Origin of the sequence: Agrobacterium tumefaciens str. B6 (genome assembly GCF_001541315.1) — a bacterium.
Taxonomy (GTDB): domain Bacteria; phylum Pseudomonadota; class Alphaproteobacteria; order Rhizobiales; family Rhizobiaceae; genus Agrobacterium; species Agrobacterium radiobacter.
Map to the genome: position 1 here is coordinate 264,419 of NZ_LMVK01000034.1, position 24,330 is coordinate 288,748.

The following is a 24,330-nucleotide window of genomic DNA, read 5'->3' on the forward strand; positions in this document are numbered from 1 at the left end:
CTGGAAAAAACGGGAGGATGACAGCGTGGGCGGACGGTTTCTGTCGATTGGCGAATGCATGGTGGAACTGTCGCAGGCCGGCGATGGGCTGCTGCGCAAGGGTTTTGCGGGCGATACGTTCAATACCGCCTGGTATGCCCGCGCCTGCCTGCCGGAAGACTGGTCGGTCGATTATTTCACCGCACTCGGCGACGATCCGCTTTCGGAAGACATGCTGGCCTTCATTGCCGATGCCGGCATCGGCACGGAAAAAATCCGTCGTATCAAGGGTGGCACACCCGGCCTTTACCTCATCAACCTGAAGGACGGCGAGCGCGCCTTCAGCTACTGGCGCAACGCCGCCGCGGCAAGACAGCTGGCCGCGGACGCGGATCATCTGCGCAAAACGGTCGAAAGCGCCGATGTTGTCTATTTCTCCGGCATCACGCTCGCCATTCTCGCCTCCGCGCATGATGTCGATACGTTTCTGGCGGAACTGCGCCGCGCCAAGGCGGCGGGCAAGCTGGTGGTGTTCGACCCCAATATCCGCCCGCGCCTGTGGGCGGACAAGGGCAACATGCTCGAGACCATTTCCAACGGTGCGCGCGCCGCCACGCTTGTCATGCCGAGCTTCGATGACGAGGCGAGCCATTTCGGCGATGCTTCCGTTGAAGCGACCATCGACCGCTATCGTTCACTCGGCGTCGAAAACATCGTGGTCAAGGACGGCGCCAAGGGTGCGACACTCGATTTCGGCGGCAGCCGCAGCCACGCCCCGGCGGAAAAGGCCGTGGACGTGGTGGACACGACAAGCGCCGGTGACAGCTTCAACGGCGCGTTCCTCGCCCGTTATGTGACCGGCAGTTCCCCGGAGGAAGCGGCCACCTTCGCCGCAAGGGCGGCGGCAACCGTCATCGGTCACCACGGCGCACTGATCAGCCCCGATCTGCTTCCGCTGGTGGGATAGACCCCTCTCTGCCCCTCATTCCTGTGTTTGTCACCGGAAACCGGCCGACGTGCGTCCACGCGGCGGAGAGCCTCCTCTCAGCCGCTTCCCCGCCGTCAAAAGCCCTGACATGATCCTGTAACACGCACGCCGCATATACGGACAGAAGCCGGGCAATGGGGATTCGCCCGCGCGCAGATGAGCAGGATCAGTGTTTCATGACGAGAATCACGATTGTCACAGATGCCTGGCACCCGCAGGTCAACGGCGTGGTTCGCTCGATAGAAAATACCAACACCGAACTGGCGCGGCTGGGTGTGGATGTGCGCATGGTCACACCGCAGAGTTTTTACAGCATCCCCTGCCCCACCTATCCGGAAATTCGCCTCTCCGTCGCCGGCTATCGACGTGTGGCGGCGGAGATCGAAAAAAGCCAGCCCTCCTTCGTGCATATCGCGACGGAAGGGCCGCTGGGCTTCATGGCACGGCGCTGGTGCGTGAAGAACCGCATGCGTTTTTCCACCAGCTATCACACACGCTTTCCCGAATATGTGGCGGCGCGTTTCCCCGTCCCGGAAAGCTGGCTTTATGCCTTCGTGCGCTGGTTCCACAATGGCGGCAACACCTGCATGGTGGCCACCCCGAGCCTTGAGACCGAGCTGGAAGCGCGCGGCGTGCGCAACCTGAAGCGCTGGAGCCGCGGCATCGACGCCGAGCTTTTCCATCCCCGCCCGAAGGCAAAGCTGCCTTTCGACCTGCCGAGGCCGATCTTCATGACGGTGGGACGTGTGGCGGTGGAGAAGAACCTGCCGGAATTTCTCGACCTCGACCTGCCGGGCTCGAAGATCGTCATCGGTGACGGCCCGGCCCGCCATGAATTGCAGGAAAAATATCCTGATGTGCTGTTCACCGGCGTCAAGACCGGTGAGGACCTCGCCGATGCCTATGCGCAGGCCGATGTCTTCGTTTTCCCCTCGAAGACCGACACATTCGGCAACACCATTCTGGAAGCGCTGGCAAGCGGCGTGCCCGTGGCCGCCTTCCCCGTTACCGGACCGATCGACATTCTCGGCGGCAACCCCGCCGCCGGCGCGCTGGACGACAATCTTCGCGATGCCTGTCTGGCGGCGCTTCATTGTTCGCCACAGGCGGCGCTGGCGCTCTCCAAAAGCTACAGCTGGGAAAAGGCTTCAAGGCAATTTCTCGACAATGTCATCCACGCCGCAGGGAAATCGCTGCCGCTGCTATCCCGTTCCCAACTGGCGTGAAGGCAATCCCCGAGATTTTCTTTGGGAACAGTGGACGAAACCGAGCGGGAATGTCACAAGGCGATCAGGACGCGACTGCCGTTATCTTTAGAACGGGGTCGGGCTGCTGATTGACGTCAGGCGGCTGCCGCGAGAACACGCTGGCCGTCCTTTTTTGCGGATGATACCCCGCCGCATCCCTCGAGATGCCGCTTCAGGATAAAGGCAGAAGCTCTTTTTGCTGGGCTGTGCACCAGTGATTGATCTTCTCGACAACATCCTTTGGCGCGATCGGCAAGGCACTGCTGGGTATCACGACCACCGTCCCATGGAAAACCAGCACCAGACTATCCGGCGGCGTGATTGCGAGATGATAGCGCGCCCAGCTCAGTTGCACGGTGTCCAGCCGTGTGACCTGCTTGTAGCCCTGAGGCCCGATCTCGACCTGGGTGTGAGGCGAATACATTCGCTCGTGGGCGATATTCCAGTGAGCGAGAACCTCATAATAGGATTTCGCCTCCCGTCTCGCGCCCTGCCAGATAATAAACCAGATGGCGAGAGCCACGATCGGTGCGGGGGCGAACACCCAATAACCGACCACCGGCCGGACGCCCGGAAACCACGGCAGGCTTATGGAATAGATGAAAGCCGCAGCCAGCCCCGCAAATATCGACAGCTTGACTCGCGCCGAGGAAAAATGGCGAGCCCAGGACTTGTCGAAAATCATGCTGTAATTTTCATAAGCCTGATTTTGATAGCCGTAGACATAAGAAGGGACATGTTTCGGGTCGGGCGTGAAGCTTATTGAAATGGTGTCATCGGCCATAGGAGCACGTCGATCCCGTCCCTGTTGCAGCTCAGTCTGCGTAGCACCGGCGCCCTTATAAATCAAAAGGCCTTTCCCTACCAAACCTTCGGGATCGACGCCGTACTGCGTAACCTGCCTTCACCATGCTCCGGCAAGCATTTGGCCGGAAAGCGGCACGGTCCGCGGCTTACCATCCCGATCCGTTACCGAGAGCGACGCCGCCATCTGTTCGGGCGATTTGCGGAACCAGTTGGCGGCAACGCTCGCCATATCACCGATCATCGCCTGTTTGTGCCAGTCGGCGAAGCGCTTGGCCGTGGCTTCCGGCTCGGAGCGGTAAAAGAAATCGCCGGATTGCCCGAGATCGTTGATGGAGGCCGCCATGGCCGAGAGCGGCCGCTGGAACATCTTTGCCGGTACCGCAAGCGTATCGGCCCCTTGCGAAAAAGCGGGCGCCATGAAATCGATCGCCCATCCATCCGCCTCCACCCAGCAGTGGAAATTCTCGCCCGCGCCAGTCACATAACCGTCTTCGCGATGATCGGCGAACAGCAAAACCGTTCCGCCGAGATTATAGGCCGCGAGCCCGCCCTTCGGCACCGCCTTCACCTTGTAATGCTGCTGCAGAATGAACGCGCCGAAGGTGCTGAAATACATGGAGGCCGAAGCAGGATCGGCATTCTGGCTGAGGAGCAGGCTGTTGATGACCCGGTAAATCCTGAAATAGTCGGTCTGCTTGATCAACATGGTTTTTACTCTTCAAAACCGGACAGTGAAATTGGAGCGAGCTGGTGCCCCTTGTTTCTTCTCCCCGCCGGGGAGAAGGTCGCCGCAGTGGGATGAGGGGGCGACGGTCGCGATATACGGAGAGGTTGCCCCCTCATCTGACCCTTCGGGCCATCTTCTCCCCACGGGGAGAAGAAATACGCCGCAGCGCCGAGCTTCAAAAGCGGCGGACGATTACCGCCTCTTCTTCGCCTTGCTCTCGAACGGATTGTCCGACCCGCGATAATGCACCCGGATCGGCACGCCCGGCATGTCGAAATCCTTGCGCAGACCGTTGACGAGGTAACGCGTATAGCTCTCGGGAATGGCTTCCGGCCTCGTGCAGGAAATCATGAAGGCCGGCGGGCGGGCCTTTACCTGCGTCATATATTTCAGCTTCAGGCGACGGCCGGAAACGGCCGGCGGCGGATGCTGCGTCGTCTGCGAATCCAGCCAGCGGTTGAGCTTGGCGGTCGAGATGCGACGGTTCCAGATCTTGTCGGTATCGATGATATTCTGCATCAGCCGGTCGAGGCCATAGCCCGTCTGGCCGGAAATCGGCACGGCGCGGATGCCGCGCGCCTGCGGCAGAAGCCGCTCGGTCTTTTCGCGCAGATCGGCCAGATAGGCCTGCGGGTCTTCGACCAGATCCCACTTGTTGAAGGCGAGCACGGCGGCGCGGCCTTCGCGGATGACGAGGTCAACCAGCTGCAGATCCTGCTTTTCGAACGGGATGGTGCTGTCGAACACGATGACGACGGTTTCCGCAAAGCGGATGGAACGCAGCGAATCCGCGACCGAGAGCTTTTCCAGTTTCTCCGTCACCTTGGCCTTGCGGCGCATGCCGGCCGTATCGAACATCTTGATGGTGCGGCCGCGCCAGTCCCACTCGACCGAGATGCTGTCGCGGGTAATGCCGGCTTCCGGGCCGGTCAACAGGCGGGCTTCACCGAGGAAACGGTTGATGAGCGTCGACTTGCCTGCATTCGGCCGGCCAATGATGGCGACGCGCAGCGGCTTGGTCTCGTCGTAAACCGGCTCTTCGTCTTCTTCGTCCTCGCTGCCCGGCTCGCTGCGCGGCAGCACGATATCCGTCTCCGCCTCATCCACCTCAGGCGGGAACGCGGCGTCTTCGCCGATTGCCCCGACAATGGCGTCACGCAGGTCGATCATGCCCTGGCCGTGTTCGGCCGAAATCGGGCAAGGGTCACCGAGACCCAGCGTGAAGGCGTCGTAGAAACCGGCGTCGGAACCGCGCGCTTCAGACTTGTTGGCCACCAGCACCACCGGCTTGCCGCGGCGGCGCAGCATTTCGGCCAGCGTCTCATCGGCCGGTGTCAGGCCCGCCTTGGCGTCCACGACAAACAGCGTCACATCGGCTTCGTCAATCGCCGCTTCGGTCTGTGCCCACATGCGGCCCTGAAGCGTTTCCGGCCCGGATTGCTCCAGACCGGCGGTATCGATGATGGTGAAACGCAAGTCGACCAGCTTCGCCTCGCCGGGGCGGCGGTCACGGGTGACACCCGGCGTGTCGTCCACCAACGCCAGTTTCTTTCCGACCAGACGGTTGAAAAGCGTGGACTTGCCGACATTGGGGCGCCCGACTATGGCGACGGTGAAGCTCATTGATCTTGGTTCCCTAGAGCAAGTCTGCCCAAAACGTTACCTGTTTTGGGCAAAAGACATGCGTAAAATAAAGAGTTGGATCGCTTTGGCAATGCGAAGAAATGCCGGAGCGATCTTACGTGGCGCAGCCGCTTTAAGCAGCCTTGCCCGAAGCGGTGATATTGTCGAGCATGATCTGCGCGCGGTTCGTCACGTTGCGCGGCGCCTGCGTGTCGCTGATGATCTGCTCGAACCATTGTTTGGCCTTGGCGAAATCGCCAGCCTTATAGGCGGCAAGACCCAGAGCCTCGCGGGCAGATGCACGCATGGTCTGGCCATCGGTGCTCAAGGGCTCCGCAAGGGCGACGACCTGATCATAGGTGCCGTTATCCACCAGCAGCCATGCCGCACGCACCTTGGCGGTATCGCGGAAGACCTGCGGTGCGGAGGTGTCGTTGCCGATGGCGGTGAAGGCGGCGATGGCGCCGGCCGCATCGCCCTTCTGCGAAAGCAGCGTGGCCGAGCGGAACTTCGCCAGAACAGGGTAATTGCCGTGACCGGAGGTTTCGAGATCGGCGAAGGCCTTCAGCGCCTCATCCGTCTTGTTTTCCGAGGCAAGTTTCAGCGCCACGAGGAACTGGTCGCCGGAGTTGGAAGCGCGGCTGGTGTTCCAGTATTCGTAGATACCGGCGCCGGCGGCGCCCACAACCACGAGAATGGCGGCGCCGACGACGACGATACCGTAGCGGCCCCAGAAGCGCGACAGCTGCTCGGAACGGATCTGCTCGTTCACTTCGCGGATAAAGGTATCATTTTCGTTTGCCATCAAATTCTCCGTTACCCGCGCGGAGATCGTCGCCGATCCATCCGTTCGCGGACATACCAAGCCGCTTACCCGGGTCAGCGAAAGTCAGGCCAACCGGGTCATGGTCGGCCTTCTAGCCTATTTTGCCTGATATGTAAGGGGGAAACGTTGATTTCCTACATGGCGATGGGCTGAACGCCGATCAACCATTCGTGCAGTTTCAGGATGAAAGCACCCCACAGAACGATGCCGCCGACAACGGCCACCAGATCATAGCGGCTTGAAACGAAGTCGCGGACCACTTTTTCACCCGCGCGTTCCCGGCGCTTCAGCGAAATCCGCATCACCACGCCCCAGGCGAGAAACGATGCGAAGAGGAGGATCGAAGACGTCTCGCCATTCGCCAGAAGATGGGCGAGCGCCCAGATCTTGACGGAAAGGACCATCGGATGCTTGGTCTTCGTCGCAATGTGGCCAGCCGGTATGAGGCTGGCGATAAGACAGATCATCGCGGGCAGCATCAGGGTCACGGCGATATGGCTCATCCAGACCGGCGGATACCACAACATGCCCGTCTCCTGCCTTGCTTCGCCGAAGGCATAGATGACAAGGCCGAGCGTGACGAGGCTGACAACGGAATAGACGCCCTTGAAAGGGCCTTCGCCCATCGTCGCGATCATGCGGGCGCGAAATTGCGGCGCGACCACCTTCAAAAGATGCGTCAGCAGGAACAAGGCAAGACAGAGTGCGAGAAAAAGCATGGAACACGGTCCCCCGGTGGAACGAAGCGGCCCTATCACCGCAAGTGAGAACAGGAATTAGGCCGAAAGTCATGAAAACGCCAGACTATTCAAAGCTTCGCCTTATTCCACCCGCAAAAGGCCACGGTGTTTCATATGACGGATAACTGATGTTTCGCCCATTTACCGCTTTTTCCCTGTCGTTTCTCGCCGCCCTTCCCGCCTTTGCCGAAGAGGCGCAGAAGCCGAAGCAACTCGTCATCGTGTCCTTCGACGGTGCGGGCGACAATACGCTGTGGGAAAGAAGCCGGGCGACGGCGAAGGAGGTCGGCGCGCATTTCACCTATTTCCTCGCCTGCACGCTGGTGATGGACAGGAAGACCAGCGCCAAGACCTATCAGGGTCCCGGCCAGAAGGCCGGCCGTTCCAATGTCGGTTTCGGCCAGTCGCCGGAAGAGGTGGAGACAAGGCTTAGAAACATCTGGGCCGCCTATCGCGAAGGTCACGAGATCGGCAACCACACCTGCGGCCATTTCGATGGCGGCCAGTGGACCGCGGAACAATGGGATGGCGAATTCACCACATTCACCAGCACCCTGGAAAACGCCTGGCAGATGATCGGCAAGAAGGGAGAGGAGCCCGAAGGCTGGCGCGAGATGGTCAAGAACATCAACGGTTTCCGTGCGCCCTATCTCTCACAGGGGCCGGCGCTGACCGCCGCACAAAAAAAGCACGGCTTCGTTTATGACGCCACCAGCATCACCAAGGGACCGGAATGGCCGGTGGAGCGCGAAGGCATCGAACATTTCGGCCTGCCCCTCGTTCCCGAAGGACCGGGCAACCGCCCGATCATCGCCATGGACTACAATCTCTTCATCCGCCACTCCATCGGCATCGAGACGCCGGATCGTTCGAAAGAATTCGAGGAACGCGCCTATGCCGCCTTCCGCACCGCTTTTGACAGGCAGTATAATGGCGAGCGCATTCCCCTGCAGATGGGCTTTCACTTCGTGAAGATGAATGGCGGCGCCTATTGGAATGCCTATGAGCGGCTGCTGCGCGAGATCTGCCACAAGACCGATGTCGCCTGTGTGAGCTATGCCGAAGCCATGCCGATGATCGAGGCGCGCAAGAAGCAGAAAACCGAGGGCTGAAGCCCTGCGGTTCATGAAAAAGGCGGCCGATTGGCCGCCTTTTTTGTTTGCTCAGGGGCGGTTCGCCGCCAGTTCGCCATCCTCGGCCTCGCGCCGCAGATAGCGCTCATCAATATCCGGAAGCGGCTTGTCGTCGATCGCGGCTTCGAACGCCACAAGACGCTTGTGGATGGAAAGCAGCTCGATGATCGTTGACCAGTAGTTCACCAGATACTGGAAGGAATTGCTGACCTCGCCGAAAGCCGTGGCGATCTGCTGCCAGATGCCCATGGTTATCCGCCCGGCAACGAATGTCGGGATGAGGATGAAGTTCAGGAAGATCGCGTCCAGCTGGCCGTAGGAATAACGCGCGACGTTGAAATAGAGGTAATGCCAGTACATGCGGAAATAATTTTTCCGCACATTGGCGAACAGCTCCCGCACCGTTACGGGATCGGCCCGGTCGACATGGTCTTCGCCATAAACCAGCTCCTTGCGATAGGCTGCCTCCACGCGCTGGTTGCGGAAGTTGAGGCCCGGCAGCTTGATGCCGGCGAGCGCGAGCAGCGCCGTACCGAAGATCGACCAGACGATCGCCAGCCAGAACAGCGCATGCGGAATGGCGCCAATGACAGGCAGATCGCCGACATGTTCCGACATGCGGAACAGAAGCGGCAGGAAGACCACCAGCGTCATCACGGAATTTATAAGCGTGACGCCCAGCCCTTCGAGAATATTGGCAAACCGCATCGTATCTTCCTGGATGCGCTGGGATGCACCCTCGATATGGCGCAGCTTGTCCCACTTCGACATGTAATAGTTGTTCATGGCCGTGCGCCAGCGGAACACATAATGGTTGGTGAAGAAGGCGGTCACCACATTCATCACCACGCCGACGGCGCCAATCTCAAGGAACTTCAGCTGATAGTCGTAAAACTGTGCGGCGGTCACATCGCCCTGCTTGGCAAGCGCATTCTGCAGGAGATCGAAGAACGGGCCGCGCCAGTTGTTCAGCGCCACGGAAACCTGCACCGCAAAATAGGCGATGAAGATGATGAAGGCCGAGCCCCAGATGGACCATGCGGTCCAGGGGTGATCCTTGGCGAGCATCTGCCATGTAATACCGAATATGGCGACGAAGATCGTGAAATAGAGATAGAACCACAGATTGTCGGGCGAGAAGAAATAGGCAAGCCCGATGGGTGCGGTCTGTCCGGGTGCCAGCGGCGGCAGGCCGATGGCCGCACCGATCTGCGGGCCGACACTGTACCAGACAACGATGCACACGATTGTCCACAGCGCGGCCGACGTGAAGAAGATTTTCGGTTTGGGAAAGAAGGAATGAAACACGTTTCGAACTCACGCGCGTTTGAAATCAGCCATTATTGGCGAAGCACTAGATGGCCCGAACCTAGGGCAGAAATTTGTGCACAGCAATGAAGAAGCGCTGACCTTAACAAGATGTAAGGCGTGCACGGCGGACAATCCCCAAGGGAAACACCAGATTAAAGGCAGGAAAAGACGGCCCGCGGCCTAGCTCCGCCGCTCCGTGGCGAGCACCGGCAGCACCAGGAGAATGCTGACGACGAGCACGGCGGAAGCGAGAATGCTGGGCGCGGTAAAACTTCCCGTCACCTCAGCAATCCAGCCGGCGGCAAGCGGCCCGACAATCTGGCCCGTGCCAAAAGCGGCCGTCATCAGCGCAAAGGCGCGGCGCGGGCTCGGCCCGGCAAATTCCCGGCCGAGCTGCAGGCCATAGGCGGTGATGACCATGAAGGTCAGCCCGAGAAGCAGGCCGCCGGCGAGAACACCCGGCACGGGCGGCAGCATCACCGAAGCGAAGACGCCGACGGCTTCCAGCGCCAGCACGATCACGAAAGCACGTTTCAGCCCCTGCGATTTCAGCACCGGTTTCCAGAGGAAAAGCGAAATGGCGGCGGCGCAACCGGTGATGAACCAGGCGAGAAACTCAACGAAAGCACCGGCGGCGGCCATGCGCGCTATCGCCACGATGAAAGTGGCGGTGATGACGTAACCGAAGCCGAAAAGCCCGTAGGCGAGCGTCGTCAGAACCAGCGGCCGTGTCCAGCGAAGCGGCGGCTCCGCCACCGCGGATGCATGCCGCGGCGGGCCAGCGGGAAGCACGCGAAAGACGAGAAGAAATGTGACGAAGGAAAAGACCGCGCCCGCAATCCATTCCTCTCTCCACGAGGAACCACCGCCGTCAAAAACGACGCCGATCAGATAGACCGCAAGCGAAGAAATCGCGATACCCGCGCCGACGCCGCCATAATGCAGCGCCTGGATCGTGTCCCTGCCCGCCTTCATGGCGTGGCCGATAACGATTTGCGAGGTGAAGATCATGGTCATTGCACTGGCGACACCGGCAAGAAACCGGATGACGGTGAAAGCCGCGACGGAACTGAAAGCGGCCATGGCAAGAAGCAGCACAGCGGTGGAAAACAGGCCGCAAAGGGCCACCAGCCGCTCCCGCCCCGACCCCCATGAATAGGCGGCCAGAACCGCACCCGTCAGATAACCGGCGAAGTTGCCAGCAGCCACGATCCCCGCATCCCCCGCCGAAAGCGGAACATCCGCCATCATGCCGGGCAGGATGGGCGTGAAGGAAAAACGGCCGAAACCCATGGCGGAGGCCATCATCAGCGCCCCGGAAAATCCGAGTGCGGTCAGATGTTTGGTGGAAAGTGGCTTGTCAATGCTCATGCATGGCTTATCGCAACGGGGCAGATAAGGGACAAGCGAGTTATTTTGATCGGCGTCATAAGCGGTCGTTATCGGTGCGAGACCTCAGGTGAAGGATACGGCACCGCGCCCTCCAACCCTCATTCCTGCGCTTGTCACAGGAATCCAGCCGACGCGCGTCCGCGCGACGAGAGGGCTCTTTTCAGCCCAAGGACTTGGGCTGGCTGGATCCCTGTGACAAGCACAGGGATGAGGAGATGGAAACCCGACAGCCCCACCCTCACTCGGCCAGCGTCAGCACCAGCGGCCCGTTCTTCGTCGCCACAACCGTGTGCTCATACTGCACCGTCGGCGCACTCGGATCGCTATAGAGCGTCCATGGATCGTCATCGCCATCCTCGGCCCAATAGGCCCCCGTCGACAGGAAGGGCTCGACGGTAAACACCATGCCTTCCTGCATGATACGGCGCTCGTCCTTGTCCGGCCAGGTCGCCAGCTCCTTCGGCTCCTCATGCAGCGAGCGGCCGATGCCGTGGCTCGCCAGATTGGTGATCAGCGTATAGCGGTTCTTTTTCGCGAAAGCGCCGATGGCATTGCCGATATCGGCAAACGGCCTGCCGGTCTTCACCTGCTGAAGACCCGTCCACATGGCGCGTTTGCCATCGCGGCAGAGGCGCTCGATTTCCTTCTTCACCGGCGGCACGGCAAAAGACGAACCGGTATCGCCGAAGAAACCGTTCTTCACGGCCGAGACATCGATATTGACGAGGTCACCCGCCTTGATGATACGCGGTCCCGGAATGCCGTGGGCCACTTCCTCGTTAACGCTGATGCAGGTTGCCCCGGGGAACTTGTAGCAGAACTCCGGCGCCGATTGCGCGCCATTATCCTCCAGCACCTTGCGGCCGATAGCATCCAGCTCGGCCGTGGTGATGCCGGGTTCCAGCGCGTCCGCCATGGTCTGCATGGCCACGGCGCAAAGGCGACCGATATCCTTCAGCAGAACCAGTTCTTCTTCGGTGGAAATGACCATGTCTCTGTCCGTCGTTCTGTCTGGCGGGTCTGAAAGCGCCCGCCTTGTAATAATCAGGCCGTGGCTTTCACCGGATCGGCGCTCCCCGTCAATTCTTTTCTGACGATCGGGGCGACTTTCGTACCATAAAGCTCGATGCCGCGCATGATCTGGTCGTGCGGCATCAGGCCGATGGCCATCTGCAGCAGGAAGCGATCATTCCTGAACACGCCATGCGCCTTGATGATCTTTTCCGCCACCAGCTCCGGTTCGCCGAGGAAGAGATTGCCCTCCGGTCCGCGCGCCGCATCGAAATGGGCACGGTTCGTCGGCCCCCAGCCGCGTTCGCGACCGATGCGGTTCATCACCTCCGCCTGCGGACCGTAAAACTGGTCGGCCGCCTTGTCGGTGGTGTCGGCAATGAAACCATGCACGTTGATGCTGGTGCGCAGCTTGGTCTTTTCCTGACCCGCCCTGCGCGCAGCCTCATGGTAAAGATCAAACAGCGGCGCAAAGCGACGATATTCACCGCCGATGATGGCAAGCGCCACCGGCAGGCCCATCGCGCCAGCCCGCGCCACCGATTGCGGCGTGCCGCCGGCGGCGATCCACACCGGCAGACGCTCCTGCAACGGACGCGGATAAACCCCACGCCCATTGATGGCCGGGTGCTTGGTGCCGGACCAGGTGATGATTTCCTGTTCGCGCAGCGCCAAGAGCAGATCGAGCTTTTCAGCGAAGAGCACGTCGTAATCTTCGAGATCGTAACCGAACAGCGGATAGGATTCGATGAAGGAACCACGCCCGGCCATAATCTCGGCCCGGCCGTTCGACAGGAGATCGACGGTTGAGAATTGTTGGAACACCCGCACCGGATCATCCGAACTCAGCACCGAAACGGCGCTCGTCAGGCGAATGTTCTTCGTCTTCACGGCGGCTGCCGCCAGCACAGTTGAGGGCGAGGACACGACATAATCCGGACGGTGATGCTCACCGAGGCCAAAAACATCGAGCCCGACCTGATCGGCAAGCTCGATTTCCTCCAGCAGATGTTTGAGACGGCGCGCGCCTTCCGGCCCGCGACCATCGGCGGGGTTGGGATTGACATCCGCGAATGTGTAAAGACCGAGTTCCATAAACGATACCTCTGTTTGCTTGCCTCAGAGATAGGGGCCGACGCCCCCGCAGGCAAATGCAAAATCTGGCGCAAAATCTGGATGCTTAGCTTCGAAAAAATGGATGGGCGCGACTGGATTCACCCCTCTGTCACCCTCACCCGAAATCGCGATTGCCAGCCCGCCCCCTTTGGGCATACGCTGCTTAAACATGTGCGAAGTAATGCAAAAAGGGGAAAGCATGCATCGGACAGTTATCGTGACAGGCTCTACAAGCGGTATCGGTCTTGCCATCGCGCAGAGATTTGCGCGGGAGGGCGCCAATATCGTACTGAACGGCTTCGGCGACGAAGACGAGATCGAAAAACTGCGGCTGTTGCTGGAAGCCGAAAGCGGCGGGCGTGTGCTTTACCACCCCGCAGATATGACGAAACCGGACGAGATCGCCGACCTCATCCAGTCCTCGCACGAAAAACTCGGCTCGGTGGATGTGCTCGTCAACAATGCCGGCATCCAGCATATCGCGCCCATCGAGGAGTTTCCGACGGAAAAATGGGACTGGATCATCGCCATCAATCTGACCAGTTCCTTCCATACCATGCGCGCCGCGATACCGCTGATGAAGAAGGCCGGCAAGGGCCGCATCATCAACATTTCCTCGGCCCACGGTCTCGTCGCCTCACCGTTCAAATCGGCCTATGTGGCGGCCAAACACGGTATCATGGGCCTGACGAAGACGGCAGCGCTTGAGCTTGCCCAGACCGGGGTTACCGTCAACGCCATCTGTCCCGGTTATGTACTCACGCCGCTCGTCGAAAAGCAGATACCTGAGATGGCCAAGGTGCGCGGCATCAGCGAAGAAGCGGTGAAGAACGACGTGATGCTGGAGCTGCAGGCGACCAAGCAGTTCGTCACCGTCGATGACGTGGCCGCCGCCGCCATATTTCTGGCCAGCGACGCCGCAAGCAACATCACCGGCACCCACATTTCCGTGGATGGCGGCTGGACGGCGCAATAATTGCCAGATTTTCTTTCCGTTATGGAAACAATGAATTGCCAAAACGGAAATCGATATGCGCGCAAGAGCGTGCATAGATACGTCAAGATAATCACAAGAAACCGGCTCGGCAGCTGGTCAAAACAGCAGGGCATTGCATGAAGGACGCGATCAGCTTCATCCTCAACAACGAAACGGTTTCGTTGAAGGATTTCGGACCGACGGACACGCTTCTCGATTACCTCCGCATCAGCAAGCGGTTGACCGGGACCAAGGAAGGCTGCGCGGAAGGTGACTGCGGCGCCTGCACGGTGCTGGTCGGGCGGCTGCTTGATGGTTCTCTGCGTTATGAAAGCGTCAACGCCTGCATCCGCTTTCTGGGCTCGCTGCACGGCACCCATATCGTGACCGTTGAGCATCTGGCCGCCCGCGACGGCACGCTGCACCCCGTGCAGCAGGCCATGGTGGATTTTCACGGCTCGCAATGCGGTTTCTGCACGCCGGGTTTCATCATGTCGCTTTATGGCCTGTGGCTTACCAGCGAAAACCCCGGCCGCGCTGATATCGAAAAGGCGCTGCAAGGCAATCTCTGTCGATGCACGGGCTATGAGCCGATCGTGAAGGCCGCCGAAAAGATCGCCACTGCGCGCCCAAGCGCGCTGTTCGACCCGCTGCAGCGCGACCGCACCGACATCATGGCAAGGCTCTGGGCGATCCGCGAAAACGAGACGATCACCGTCGTCAGAGGCGAGGATCGCACCATCATTCCGGCAACGCTTTCCGATCTGACCGAGATTTACGCTGCCGAGCCGAAGGCGACCATCGTTGCCGGCTGCACCGATGTCGGCCTATGGGTGACGAAGCAGATGCGGGCGCTGAACCCTGTCATCTTCATCAACAATCTCGGGGATCTGCAGACCATCGCTGTGGATGAGAACGGCATCACGCTCGGTGCCGGCGTTACGTACAGCCAGGCCTTCAAGACCATTGCAGAACATTTTCCGCCGCTTGCCCGGCTGTTTGACCGGCTCGGCGGCGAGCAGGTGCGCAATATGGGCACGATCGGCGGCAATATCGCCAACGGTTCGCCCATCGGCGACACGCCCCCCGCCTTGATCGCACTCGGCACGACGCTCACCCTGCGCTCGTCTTCCGGCAACCGCAGCCTGCCGCTGGAAAGCTATTTCATCGATTACGGCAAACAGGACCGGCTGAGCGGCGAATTCGTCGAAAAACTCTTCATTCCGTTCCGGAAGCCGAAAAGCCGTTACGCCGTCTACAAGATTTCCAAGCGGCGCGACGAGGATATTTCCGCGCTGTGCGCCGCCTTCAACCTGACGCTCGATACCGACGGCACGGTTAAAGACATCCGCATCGCCTTCGGCGGCATGGCCGGCACGCCGAAACGGGCCGCGCATCTGGAGGCAGCACTTCTCGGCAAAGAGTGGTCGCAGGAAACGATCGATGCGGCGCGCGATGCGCTGGATGAGGATTTCACGCCACTGACGGACTGGCGCGCCACGGCCGAATACCGGCAGCTGACGGCCAAGAACCTGCTGACGCGGTTTTTCCTTGAGACTTCAGCGGAGAAGCAGGAACTAACACGCTTCACTTTGGAGGAGGCTTGAACCATGGACACCACAAGCTTCGACAAGACGAAGGCCGAAATCGACGGCCCGATGCATGCCTCGCTCCGGCACGATTCCGCGCATAAGCATGTGACCGGCAGCGCCGAATATATCGATGATATTCCCGAACCCGCCGGCCTCGTTCACGGCGCGCTCGGCCTTTCCGACCGCGCGCATGCTGAAATCGTCTCCATGGACCTGTCAGAGGTAGAAGCCACACCGGGTGTGCTCTGGGTGATGGTTGGCAAGGATGTGCCCGGCGAAAACGATATATCTTCCGGCGGCCGTCACGACGAACCGCTGCTGGCCGAAACAAAGGTGGAGTTCCACGGCCAGCCGATTTTCGCAGTCTTCGCCGAAACCCGCGATATCGCCAGAAAGGCGGCCCGCAAGGCGAAGATCACCTATAAGGACCTGCCGCATTTCACCGATATCGACACGGCGATCGAAAATGGCGGTGCGCTCGTCATCGATCCCATGACGCTTACGCGCGGCGATGCCAAGCTGGAAATGGATGTGGCGCCCCGCCGCCTCACCGGCACGATGCGGATCGGCGGGCAGGAGCATTTTTATCTCGAAAGCCACATTGCCATGGCCGTGCCCGGTGAGGATGACGAGGTAACGCTGTGGAGCTCCACCCAGCATCCGAGCGAAATCCAGCACATCGTCAGCCACATCCTTCAGGTGCCGTCCAACGCCGTCACCGTACAGGTGCGCCGCATGGGTGGCGGTTTCGGAGGCAAGGAAACGCAGGGCAACCAGTTCGCGGCCCTTTGCGCCATTGCCGCCAAGAAGCTGAACCGGGCCGTGAAAATCCGCCCCGACCGCGACGAGGACATGACGGCCACCGGCAAGCGCCATGATTTCCGCGTCGATTACGAGCTGGGCTTCGATGAGGAAGGCCGCATCCACGCCGTCGACGCCACCTATGCGGCACGCTGCGGTTTTTCCTCCGATCTGTCAGGCCCGGTAACCGACCGCGCGCTGTTTCACGCCGATTCCAGCTATTTCTATCCGCATGTGCATCTGACGTCCCGGCCGCTGAAAACCCATACGGTTTCCAACACCGCCTTTCGTGGTTTCGGCGGTCCGCAGGGCATGCTCGGGGCTGAACGTTTCATCGAGGAAATCGCCTATGCCGTCGGCAAGGACCCGCTCGATATCCGCAAGCTGAATTTCTACGGAGAGACCGGCTCCGAGCGCACCACGACGCCCTATCATCAGGAGGTCGAAGACAACATCATCGCCCGCATCGTCGAGGAACTGGAAGCTTCCAGCGAATACCGTGCGCGCCGGCAGGCAATCGTCGAGTTCAACAGGACGAGCCCGATCATCCGCAAGGGCATCGCGCTCACCCCTGTCAAATTCGGCATCTCCTTCACCATGACCGCCTTCAATCAGGCGGGTGCCTTGGTGCATATCTACAATGACGGCTCGATCCACCTGAACCATGGCGGAACGGAAATGGGCCAAGGCCTTTATACCAAGGTGGCGCAGGTGGTGGCCGATGCCTTCCAGGTGGATATCGGCCGGGTGAAAATAACGGCCACGACCACGGGCAAGGTGCCGAATACCTCGGCCACCGCCGCCTCCTCCGGCTCCGATCTCAACGGCATGGCGGCCTATGACGCCGCCCGCCAGATCCGCGAGCGGCTCGTCAAATTCGCCGCCGAGAACTGGAACGTGCCGGAAGAAGAAGTCGTCTTCCTGCCGAACCGGGTGCGGATCGGGCTTGAGGAAATCGCCTTCAACGACTTCATCAAAAAGGCCTACTTCGCCCGCGTGCAGCTTTCCGCCGCCGGTTTTTACAAGACCCCGAAAATCCACTGGGATCGCGCCGCCGGTCGCGGTACGCCGTTTTATTATTTCGCCTATGGCGCGGCATGCTCGGAAGTGTCGATCGATACGCTGACCGGCGAATATATGATGGAACGCACCGATATCCTCCACGATGTCGGCAAGTCGCTGAACCCGGCCATTGATATCGGCCAGATAGAAGGCGCCTTCGTGCAGGGCATGGGCTGGCTGACGACCGAGGAATTATGGTGGGACGGCAAGGGGCGACTGCGCACCCACGCTCCCTCGACCTACAAGAGCCCGCTCGCCTCCGACCGGCCGAAGAGCTTTAACGTCAAGCTGGCGGAATGGTCGGAAAATGCCGAACCCACCATCGGCCGTTCCAAGGCCGTGGGCGAACCGCCCTTTATGCTGGCGATCTCGGTTCTCGAAGCGCTCTCCATGGCCGTCGCCTCCGTCGCCGACTACAAGGTCTGCCCACGCCTCGATGCGCCGGCGACGCCCGAGCGGGTGCTGATGGCGGTGGAACGGTTGAAGAAGGTGTGAGGGGAGACATAATGACGTCCCTCTCCCGCTTCCTCGCCAGCTCCGGACCTGCAATCCTCGTGGAAATCGAGGCCGTGAAAGGGTCATCGCCGCGCGAGGCGGGAACCTTCATGCTGGTAAGCCGGAAGGCGCTGTGGGAAACCATCGGCGGCGGGCAGTTCGAATATATGGCGATAGACCATGCCCGTGCCATGTTGAAAAACGGTACGGCCGAAGACGGCATGGATATTCCGCTCGGCCCCGAAATCGGCCAATGCTGCGGCGGCCGCACCCTGCTCCGCTTCCGGCTAGTAACGCCGGACATCACGGCAGCACTCGAGGCAAGGCTTAAGGCTGAAACCGAGCAGCAGCCGGCCGTCTTCATTTTCGGGGCGGGCCATGTCGGCAAGGCGCTGACAGATGCTCTGTCGCCTCTGCCTTTGACACTGACCGTGGTGGAAACCCGTGAAAACGAGTTGCGCGATCTTTCAGCCGGTGTCGTATCCGTGCTGACCCCCATGCCGGAAGCGCTGATCGCGAAAATTCCCGCAAACGGCGCTGCGATCATCGTCACCCACGATCACGCACTCGATTTCCTGATTGCAAAGGAAGCGCTTGCCCGCGACGATCTCGCTTATGTTGGCATGATCGGCTCGAAAACCAAACGCGCCACCTTAGCCCATTGGCTGGAGCGGGAGGGAGAACCCCCTTCCCGCCTTGAAAAACTCATCCTGCCCATCGGCGGCAACAGCGTCAGGGATAAGCGGCCTGCAATCATAGCGGCCCTTGTGGCAGCCGAGTTGCTGCAAGCATTTTCCGCTGCCGAAACCCGTCGCAACGAAAATCGACACGGCCATCCTCAAGACCAAGATCACGCTTGAGCCCGTCGGGCAGGCTTTCATCCGCCAGATTGTCCGGTGCAAGGCTTTCAAGGGTAAACCGTTCCGCTGTCCGCAGACCCGCACGCAGGCGGGACCACGCGCGCAAAAGTGCTGTGCGCATGTTCGTCTCCATTCAAAAATGTCAGAAGCTCAGTTGATGAATTGAGCTAAAAATGCTCTGTTTTCCGAATAAAAACCAATGAAACCTTTGGCCGCTGACATAAAGAGAACTTATCCATGAAAATGTCCCGCCAGTTCCCCCTGAATGCCCTGCGCGTGTTCGAAGCCGCAGCGAGGCATCTGAGCTTCACCAAGGCCGGCGAGGAACTGGGCATGACGCAGACGGCGGTCAGCTATCAGGTGAAACTGCTGGAGGAGAATGTTGGCGAGCCGCTCTTCATCAGAAAGGCGCGGCAGGTTGTGCTGACCGAGGCCGGGCAGAAACTGGCGCCGAAGGTTGCGGAAGCCTTCAACACTTTGCGGGAGGCCGTCGATAATGTGCGCGACACCTCCGACACGACCCTGACAATCCATTCCACCGCGACTTTTGCGTCGCGCTGGCTTTCGCGGCATCTGGGCGCCTTCCAGCTGGAACACCCATCAATCGCCGTGCGGCTCGACACATCAAGCACATTGATCGATTTTTCCCAGTCAGACTGCGATGTCGCCATTCGCTGGAGCAAAGATAACGGCAAAGGGCTGATCTACCATCAACTGCTGCGCGGCGTTTATACGCCGATGCTGCATCCGAGCCTTGCCGAAAGCATCGGCGGATTGCACAAACCGGAAGACCTGCTGCGCCTGCGCATTATCGATCCCGGCGATGTCTGGTGGAGCCAGTGGTTTCAGGAAGTGGGCGTCGAAAATCCCGGCCTCGACCGTTATCCCCGCAGCCGCCTCAATGTGCAGGCCTTCGAAGCCGCCGCGGCAATCGCCAGCCAGGGCGTGGCCATGCTCACCCCTGAACTCTACGCCGATGAGATTGCCCTCGGTCGACTTTATCAACCCTTCGAGCACCTCAGCAGCGAAGGAAAGAACTATTGGCTGGTCTACCCTGAAAACCGTAGGAACATTCGCAAGATAAGGCTGTTTCGCGACTGGATACTGAAGCGGATCGAGGAAAGCCGGCAGCAACAACCGCCTCAAAACCCCATGTCCGGCGCATAGAAACAGCGCGGCGTATCCTCATCCGGAAACAGGCAGAGATGATATTCGCCATCTTCTGATCGTCTTGCCTCGCGCTGCGACCAGCTGAAAACGTGGCGTCGGGTGACCATGCGGTGATCGCCGGGTGCGAGCGAGACCTCGTAACCGTCAGGCGTCACACGAACGCTTCGCGTGGGAATCATCTGGCAGTCGCCGGTTTCGGCGTCACCATTGCAGCAGTAGCTTTCATATTTGAACCCCTTGTGGGATTCATGCGCAAGCGCGGTGGCGCTGAATGCCAAAAGCAGGAAGAGGACCGTCAGAACAAGGCGCATCGGCATGGTCTCCGTTGAAACAACGGCGGCCGCCGGAAGATCATTGCGTCCCTTTATTCAAATTTCACATCAACACCCACCCGGACACAACGGCACCGGGAACTGCGATACCTGCCCCCTGATCTGCCCCACCCAGGGTTCGCAGCGCCCGCTTTCGGAAGAACCGCCAGCGAAACATGTCATTGAAACCCTGCGCATCGGCGTAAAACCGGAATGGATTTCCGACGAGGCGCGCCCGCGGGCTCCGCAGCCTTATATTTTAGCACATCAGCAGACTGCACAAAGGATAATAGCTGAGTCGCGTTAGCCAGCTAAGCACAAACTGCGACAGGAATGAGCGGCTGCAACTTTACCGGGCCACCCCGCGTGCATGGGCGAACCGAAACGAGATTGCGGACACAAAGGCATCGGATTGTGAACAATCACGTTCCAACCTTTGCTTTTCACTTTCCTAACGGTCAAATTTCTCGCAAGGTGCGCTGCACAAGGATCAGGGGAACCGCATGTACGAATACGCCATTGCGTGGGAATGGATGGCTTTTGCCGTCCGCTGGCTCCACGTCATCACCGCCATCGCCTGGATCGGCTCATCCTTTTATTTCATCGCGCTCGATCTCGGGCTGGTCAAACGGCCGCATCTGCCGCCGGGGGCCTATGGCGAGGAATGGCAGGTGCATGGCGGCGGTTTCTATCACATCCAGAAATATCTGGTCGCCCCCGCCCAGATGCCCGAGCACCTGACTTGGTTCAAATGGGAAAGCTACGTCACCTGGCTTTCCGGCTTCGCCATGCTCTGCATCGTTTATTACGGTGGCGCCGATCTTTTCCTCATCGACCATTCCGTGCTGGCGCTCACCCAGTTCCAGGCCATCTGTCTTTCGCTCGCTTCGCTTGCCATCGGCTGGCTGTTTTACGATTTCCTCTGCAAATCGCCGCTCGGCAACAATACCTGGGGCCTGATGATCGTGCTCTATGTCGCGCTGGTGGCGATGGCCTGGGGTTATACGCAGGTCTTCACCGGCCGCGCCGCCTTCCTGCATCTCGGCGCATTTACCGCCACCATCATGTCGGCGAACGTGTTTTTCATCATCATTCCGAACCAGAAGATCGTGGTTGCCGACCTGATCGCCGGGCGCACGCCGGACCCGAAATATGGCCGCATCGCCAAGCAGCGCTCGCTGCACAACAACTATCTGACGCTGCCCGTCATCTTCTTCATGCTGTCGAACCATTATCCGCTGGCTTTTGCCACGCAGTTCAACTGGATCATCGCCGCACTCGTCTTCCTGATGGGCGTCACCATCCGCCACTGGTTCAACACCACCCATGCCCGCAAGGGCAAGCCGACATGGACCTGGCTGCTGACTGCGCTGATCTTCATCGTCATCATGTGGCTTTCCACCGTGCCGAAAGTGCTGACCGGCGAGGAGGAACAGAAGGCCGCCACCCTCTCCCCCATGCAGCAGCAATTCGTCAGCGACGCCCATTTCGCCAAGGCGCGTGATGTGGTTCAGGGCCGCTGTTCCATGTGCCATGCCGCCGAGCCGGTGTGGGAAGGCGTGCCGTTTACGCCCAAATCCGTGAAGCTCGAAACCGACGAACAGATCGCCGCCCACGCGCGTGAAATCTATTTGCAAGCCGGGCGCAGCCATGCCATGCCTCCCGGCAACATCACAGCCATCACCCCGGATGAGCGCAAGGTGCTGACCGCCTGGTATGAAAGCGCGGTGTCCGGGACAGGAAAAGCCGAAGGAAAGACTGAATGAGCATGGTTCTGCTGCGTGGCCGCCTGCTGAGCTTCCGCCGCGCGCCGCTCTCGATCGACGATACGCAAAGCTATCTCTATATCGAAGATGGCGGCCTGCTTCTCGAAAACGGCAAGATTGCCGCCATCGGCGATTATGCCGATATTCGCAGCCAAGCGCCTGATGACATCGAGGAAAAGGATCACCGGCCGCATCTCATCGTGCCCGGCCTTATCGACATGCACCTGCATTTTCCGCAAATGCAGGTCATCGGCTCATACGCTGCCAATCTGCTGGAATGGCTGAACACCTATACCTTCCCGGAAGAATGCCGTTTCGTTGAAACCGCGCATGCCCAGCGCATCGCCACGCATTTTTACGACGAACTCCTGCGCCAAGGCACCACCACTGCCGCCGCCTATTGCTCCGTGCACAAAACCTCCGCCGACGCCTTTTTTGCCGAAGCCATGAAGCGCGACATGCTGATGGTTGGCGGCAAGGTGATGATGGACCGCAACGCCCCGCAGGGCCTGCTAGACACGCCCGAGACCTCCTACGACGAGACCCGGCAAGTGATCGCCGACTGGCACGGCAAGGGCCGCAACCACGTCGCCATCACCCCTCGCTTCGCCATCACCTCCACGCCGAAGCAGATGGAAGCCGCCCAGGCGCTGGCGCAGGAATTTCCCGATCTCTTCATCCAGACGCATCTCTCCGAAAATCTGGACGAGATCAAATATACCTGCGAACTCTACCCCGAAGCGACCGACTATACCGATATCTATGTGCGTTACGGCCTGATGGGCAAAAAGACCCTGCTCGGCCACGCCATCCACCTCTCAGAGCGCGAAGCGGATGTGCTGTCGGAAACCGGCGCGGTGGCCGTGCATTGCCCCACCTCGAACCTCTTCATCGGCTCCGGCCTGTTCCCGATGAAGGAGCTGCAGCGTCGCGAAAAGCCGGTGCGGATCGCCGTTGCGACCGATATCGGCGGCGGATCGAGCTATTCCATGCTACGCACCATGGATGAGGCCTACAAGATCCAGCAATTGCTGGGCGAGCGCCTGAACCCGCTGGAAAGCTGGTATCTGATGACCCGCGGCAATGCCGAGGCGCTTTCCATGGTCGACCGCATCGGCACCCTGGAAGCCGGCACGGACGCCGACATCACGGTGCTCAACGCCTCTTCCACCCCCGCCATGGCGCTGAAGATGGAAGTAGTGAAAAGCCTGACGGAAGAACTGTTCCTGATGCTCACCATGGGCGACGACCGCACCGTCGTCGAAACCTACGTGGCCGGCAAGGCGATGAAAAGCACGCTTGCATAGTTCGGCTTGGGCCGAAGCACTTAGCCACAAACTCATTTACACAGTCACATATTGAATCGAGCGGGTGCCGCGTCTTTCTTCTCCCCGCCGGGGAGAAGTCCGCGGCAGCGGGATGAGGGGGCAAGGGTGGTGAGATACGGCAACGTCGCCCCCTCATCCGACCCTTCGGCCCACCTTCTCCCCGGCGGGGAGAAGAAACCGTGCCGCACCCGCTCGCTTTCTATGTCTGGCTGGCACCCCCGGCCAAAATGCGAATGACCTCTGGAGTGCGCCCGTGCCGGATTTAGACACAACCACCATGCTGATGGTTTTTGCCACCTTCACCGTCGCAGGCATCGTCAAGGGCGTCACCGGCATGGGGCTGCCCACCGTCGCCATGGGCGTGCTCGGCCTCTTCATGCCGCCGGTTGTTGCCGCAGGGCTGCTCATCCTCCCTTCCTTCATCACCAATATCTGGCAATTGCTGGCCGGCCCGGATTTCAGGGCTATCGTGGCGCGGCTCTGGCCGATGATGATCGCCATCGCCGCCGGCACGCTTCTCAGCGTCCGGCTGATGACGGCAGGCGCCGGCATCTGGACCACGTCGGCGCTCGGCCTGTGCCTTGCGGCTTATGCGGCCTACAGCCTTTTCGCAAAGCCCTTCGCCATTCCTGCGAGACTGGAACCGAAGCTCTCTCCCACCATTGGGCTGGCGACCGGCCTGTTGACCGGCGGAACCGGAATTTTCGTCGTGCCCGCCGTGCCCTATATCCAGTCGCTCGGTTTTACCCGCGACGATCTCGTGCAAGCGCTCGGCCTTTCCTTCACCGTTTCCACCGTCGCACTCGCCGTAGGCCTCGCCTCGCAGGGCGCCTTCCACGTCGAGCATCTGTCACTGTCCGCGCTCGCCATCCTGCCGGCGCTTCTCGGCATGTGGCTCGGCCAGAAGATCCGCAACATCGTCAGCCCTGCGACATTCCGGCGCTGGTTCCTCATCTGCCTGCTTTTATTGGGGGCCGAACTGTTTTTGCGGGCTTTCTGGTGATCAACCCCGTCGATTTTGATGTTGCAGCCATCCCATTCATGTTATGTGAAGCCATCATTCAAATGT

21 protein-coding genes are annotated in these 24,330 nt (G+C 60.1%); 11 read left to right on the forward strand and 10 right to left on the reverse strand.

The window, feature by feature from the left end:
* Positions 1-25: 25 nt before the first annotated feature.
* Together ASB65_RS20370 and ASB65_RS20375 are read left to right on the forward strand one after the other, a co-directional pair.
* Entirely contained in the window at positions 26-946 is a 921-nt protein-coding gene (locus ASB65_RS20370) for a sugar kinase (RefSeq protein WP_060725183.1), read from the forward strand.
* 197 nt (positions 947-1,143) lie between these two features.
* Complete coding sequence (locus ASB65_RS20375; RefSeq protein WP_004430079.1) at positions 1,144-2,193, forward strand: bifunctional monoglucosyl/glucuronosyl diacylglycerol synthase; 1,050 nt, start codon at positions 1,144-1,146, stop codon at positions 2,191-2,193.
* A 193-nt stretch (positions 2,194-2,386) separates the two neighbouring features.
* On the opposite strand, the gene ASB65_RS20380 is transcribed toward ASB65_RS20375, so the two are convergent.
* From ASB65_RS20380 to ASB65_RS20400, 5 genes are all read right to left on the reverse strand, one after another.
* Positions 2,387-2,998: a hypothetical protein gene (locus ASB65_RS20380; RefSeq protein ID WP_060725184.1), complete on the reverse strand. Its 612-nt coding sequence runs from the start codon at positions 2,996-2,998 to the stop codon at positions 2,387-2,389.
* A 120-nt stretch (positions 2,999-3,118) separates the two neighbouring features.
* Entirely contained in the window at positions 3,119-3,727 is a 609-nt protein-coding gene (locus tag ASB65_RS20385) for a DUF2026 family protein (RefSeq protein WP_060725185.1), read from the reverse strand.
* A 213-nt stretch (positions 3,728-3,940) separates the two neighbouring features.
* Positions 3,941-5,371, reverse strand: coding sequence for a ribosome biogenesis GTPase Der (der, locus tag ASB65_RS20390; RefSeq protein ID WP_060725186.1), 1,431 nt, complete (start codon positions 5,369-5,371; stop codon positions 3,941-3,943).
* Positions 5,372-5,504: 133 nt separating this feature from the next.
* Entirely contained in the window at positions 5,505-6,176 is a 672-nt protein-coding gene (locus ASB65_RS20395; RefSeq protein WP_003510369.1) for a tetratricopeptide repeat protein, read from the reverse strand.
* Positions 6,177-6,331: 155 nt separating this feature from the next.
* A complete protein-coding gene (locus ASB65_RS20400) occupies positions 6,332-6,916 on the reverse strand; it encodes an NnrU family protein (protein ID WP_060725187.1) in 585 nt (194 codons plus the stop codon).
* A gap of 149 nt (positions 6,917-7,065) precedes the next feature.
* On the opposite strand from ASB65_RS20400, the gene ASB65_RS20405 reads away from it, so the two are divergent.
* On the forward strand, positions 7,066-8,049 hold the full coding sequence (locus tag ASB65_RS20405; protein ID WP_060725188.1) for a polysaccharide deacetylase family protein: 984 nt from the start codon (positions 7,066-7,068) through the stop codon (positions 8,047-8,049).
* Positions 8,050-8,100: 51 nt separating this feature from the next.
* Here the strand turns inward: ASB65_RS20405 and sbmA are convergent, their stop codons facing one another.
* The 4 genes from sbmA to ASB65_RS20425 all read right to left on the reverse strand — a co-directional run bounded on the left by sbmA (position 8,101) and on the right by ASB65_RS20425 (position 12,879).
* Complete coding sequence (gene sbmA, locus ASB65_RS20410; protein ID WP_060725189.1) at positions 8,101-9,378, reverse strand: peptide antibiotic transporter SbmA; 1,278 nt, start codon at positions 9,376-9,378, stop codon at positions 8,101-8,103.
* A gap of 183 nt (positions 9,379-9,561) precedes the next feature.
* On the reverse strand, positions 9,562-10,752 hold the full coding sequence (locus ASB65_RS20415; protein ID WP_060725190.1) for an MFS transporter: 1,191 nt from the start codon (positions 10,750-10,752) through the stop codon (positions 9,562-9,564).
* A gap of 259 nt (positions 10,753-11,011) precedes the next feature.
* Positions 11,012-11,764, reverse strand: a complete 753-nt coding sequence (gene map / locus ASB65_RS20420; protein WP_003510360.1) for a type I methionyl aminopeptidase — start codon at positions 11,762-11,764, stop codon at positions 11,012-11,014.
* Positions 11,765-11,817: 53 nt separating this feature from the next.
* The gene (locus ASB65_RS20425) at positions 11,818-12,879 is read right to left on the reverse strand and encodes an LLM class flavin-dependent oxidoreductase (protein ID WP_060725191.1); all 1,062 of its coding nucleotides are present in this window, start codon (positions 12,877-12,879) and stop codon (positions 11,818-11,820) included.
* A 220-nt stretch (positions 12,880-13,099) separates the two neighbouring features.
* Between ASB65_RS20425 and ASB65_RS20430 the strand changes: the two genes are divergently transcribed.
* The 5 genes from ASB65_RS20430 to ASB65_RS20450 all read left to right on the forward strand — a co-directional run bounded on the left by ASB65_RS20430 (position 13,100) and on the right by ASB65_RS20450 (position 19,853).
* Positions 13,100-13,876, forward strand: coding sequence for a 3-hydroxybutyrate dehydrogenase (locus tag ASB65_RS20430; RefSeq protein ID WP_003510356.1), 777 nt, complete (start codon positions 13,100-13,102; stop codon positions 13,874-13,876).
* 137 nt (positions 13,877-14,013) lie between these two features.
* The gene (gene xdhA, locus ASB65_RS20435; RefSeq protein WP_060725192.1) at positions 14,014-15,483 is read left to right on the forward strand and encodes a xanthine dehydrogenase small subunit; all 1,470 of its coding nucleotides are present in this window, start codon (positions 14,014-14,016) and stop codon (positions 15,481-15,483) included.
* 3 nt (positions 15,484-15,486) lie between these two features.
* Positions 15,487-17,826 carry a xanthine dehydrogenase molybdopterin binding subunit gene (gene xdhB, locus ASB65_RS20440; protein WP_060725193.1) on the forward strand — a complete coding sequence of 780 codons (2,340 nt, stop codon included), beginning with the start codon at positions 15,487-15,489 and terminating at the stop codon, positions 17,824-17,826.
* Positions 17,827-17,837: 11 nt separating this feature from the next.
* The gene (gene xdhC / locus ASB65_RS20445) at positions 17,838-18,686 is read left to right on the forward strand and encodes a xanthine dehydrogenase accessory protein XdhC (protein ID WP_060725194.1); all 849 of its coding nucleotides are present in this window, start codon (positions 17,838-17,840) and stop codon (positions 18,684-18,686) included.
* Between the two features lie 237 nt (positions 18,687-18,923).
* Positions 18,924-19,853 (forward strand): LysR substrate-binding domain-containing protein, encoded by a 930-nt coding sequence (locus ASB65_RS20450; protein ID WP_060725195.1) that lies wholly within the window; start codon positions 18,924-18,926, stop codon positions 19,851-19,853.
* Here the strand turns inward: ASB65_RS20450 and ASB65_RS20455 are convergent.
* Entirely contained in the window at positions 19,829-20,167 is a 339-nt protein-coding gene (locus ASB65_RS20455) for a hypothetical protein (RefSeq protein WP_003510346.1), read from the reverse strand. The genes ASB65_RS20450 and ASB65_RS20455 overlap by 25 nt on opposite strands.
* 503 nt (positions 20,168-20,670) lie before the next feature.
* On the opposite strand from ASB65_RS20455, the gene puuD reads away from it, so the two are divergent.
* From puuD to ASB65_RS20470, 3 genes are all read left to right on the forward strand, one after another.
* Positions 20,671-21,933: a urate hydroxylase PuuD gene (gene puuD / locus ASB65_RS20460; protein WP_003510343.1), complete on the forward strand. Its 1,263-nt coding sequence runs from the start codon at positions 20,671-20,673 to the stop codon at positions 21,931-21,933.
* Positions 21,930-23,240, forward strand: coding sequence for a guanine deaminase (gene guaD / locus ASB65_RS20465; RefSeq protein WP_060725196.1), 1,311 nt, complete (start codon positions 21,930-21,932; stop codon positions 23,238-23,240). The genes puuD and guaD overlap by 4 nt, the downstream gene beginning before the upstream one ends.
* A 304-nt stretch (positions 23,241-23,544) precedes the next feature.
* A complete protein-coding gene (locus ASB65_RS20470) occupies positions 23,545-24,264 on the forward strand; it encodes a sulfite exporter TauE/SafE family protein (RefSeq protein WP_080868563.1) in 720 nt (239 codons plus the stop codon).
* Positions 24,265-24,330: the final 66 nt, after the last annotated feature.

Bases quoted from the DNA above. Each gene is read 5' to 3' on its own strand.
- ASB65_RS20375 (WP_004430079.1), top strand. From the start codon at position 1,144: ATGACGAGAATCACGATTGTCACAGATGCCTGGCACCCGCAGGTCAAC.
- ASB65_RS20380 (WP_060725184.1), bottom strand. From the start codon at position 2,998: ATGGCCGATGACACCATTTCAATAAGCTTCACGCCCGACCCGAAACAT.
- ASB65_RS20385 (WP_060725185.1), bottom strand. From the start codon at position 3,727: ATGTTGATCAAGCAGACCGACTATTTCAGGATTTACCGGGTCATCAAC.
- der (WP_060725186.1), bottom strand. From the start codon at position 5,371: ATGAGCTTCACCGTCGCCATAGTCGGGCGCCCCAATGTCGGCAAGTCC.
- ASB65_RS20395 (WP_003510369.1), bottom strand. From the start codon at position 6,176: ATGGCAAACGAAAATGATACCTTTATCCGCGAAGTGAACGAGCAGATC.
- ASB65_RS20400 (WP_060725187.1), bottom strand. From the start codon at position 6,916: ATGCTTTTTCTCGCACTCTGTCTTGCCTTGTTCCTGCTGACGCATCTT.
- ASB65_RS20405 (WP_060725188.1), top strand. From the start codon at position 7,066: ATGTTTCGCCCATTTACCGCTTTTTCCCTGTCGTTTCTCGCCGCCCTT.
- ASB65_RS20415 (WP_060725190.1), bottom strand. From the start codon at position 10,752: ATGAGCATTGACAAGCCACTTTCCACCAAACATCTGACCGCACTCGGA.
- map (WP_003510360.1), bottom strand. From the start codon at position 11,764: ATGGTCATTTCCACCGAAGAAGAACTGGTTCTGCTGAAGGATATCGGT.
- ASB65_RS20425 (WP_060725191.1), bottom strand. From the start codon at position 12,879: ATGGAACTCGGTCTTTACACATTCGCGGATGTCAATCCCAACCCCGCC.
- ASB65_RS20430 (WP_003510356.1), top strand. From the start codon at position 13,100: ATGCATCGGACAGTTATCGTGACAGGCTCTACAAGCGGTATCGGTCTT.
- xdhA (WP_060725192.1), top strand. From the start codon at position 14,014: ATGAAGGACGCGATCAGCTTCATCCTCAACAACGAAACGGTTTCGTTG.
- xdhB (WP_060725193.1), top strand. From the start codon at position 15,487: ATGGACACCACAAGCTTCGACAAGACGAAGGCCGAAATCGACGGCCCG.
- xdhC (WP_060725194.1), top strand. From the start codon at position 17,838: ATGACGTCCCTCTCCCGCTTCCTCGCCAGCTCCGGACCTGCAATCCTC.
- ASB65_RS20450 (WP_060725195.1), top strand. From the start codon at position 18,924: ATGAAAATGTCCCGCCAGTTCCCCCTGAATGCCCTGCGCGTGTTCGAA.
- ASB65_RS20455 (WP_003510346.1), bottom strand. From the start codon at position 20,167: ATGCGCCTTGTTCTGACGGTCCTCTTCCTGCTTTTGGCATTCAGCGCC.
- puuD (WP_003510343.1), top strand. From the start codon at position 20,671: ATGTACGAATACGCCATTGCGTGGGAATGGATGGCTTTTGCCGTCCGC.
- guaD (WP_060725196.1), top strand. From the start codon at position 21,930: ATGAGCATGGTTCTGCTGCGTGGCCGCCTGCTGAGCTTCCGCCGCGCG.
- ASB65_RS20470 (WP_080868563.1), top strand. From the start codon at position 23,545: ATGGTTTTTGCCACCTTCACCGTCGCAGGCATCGTCAAGGGCGTCACC.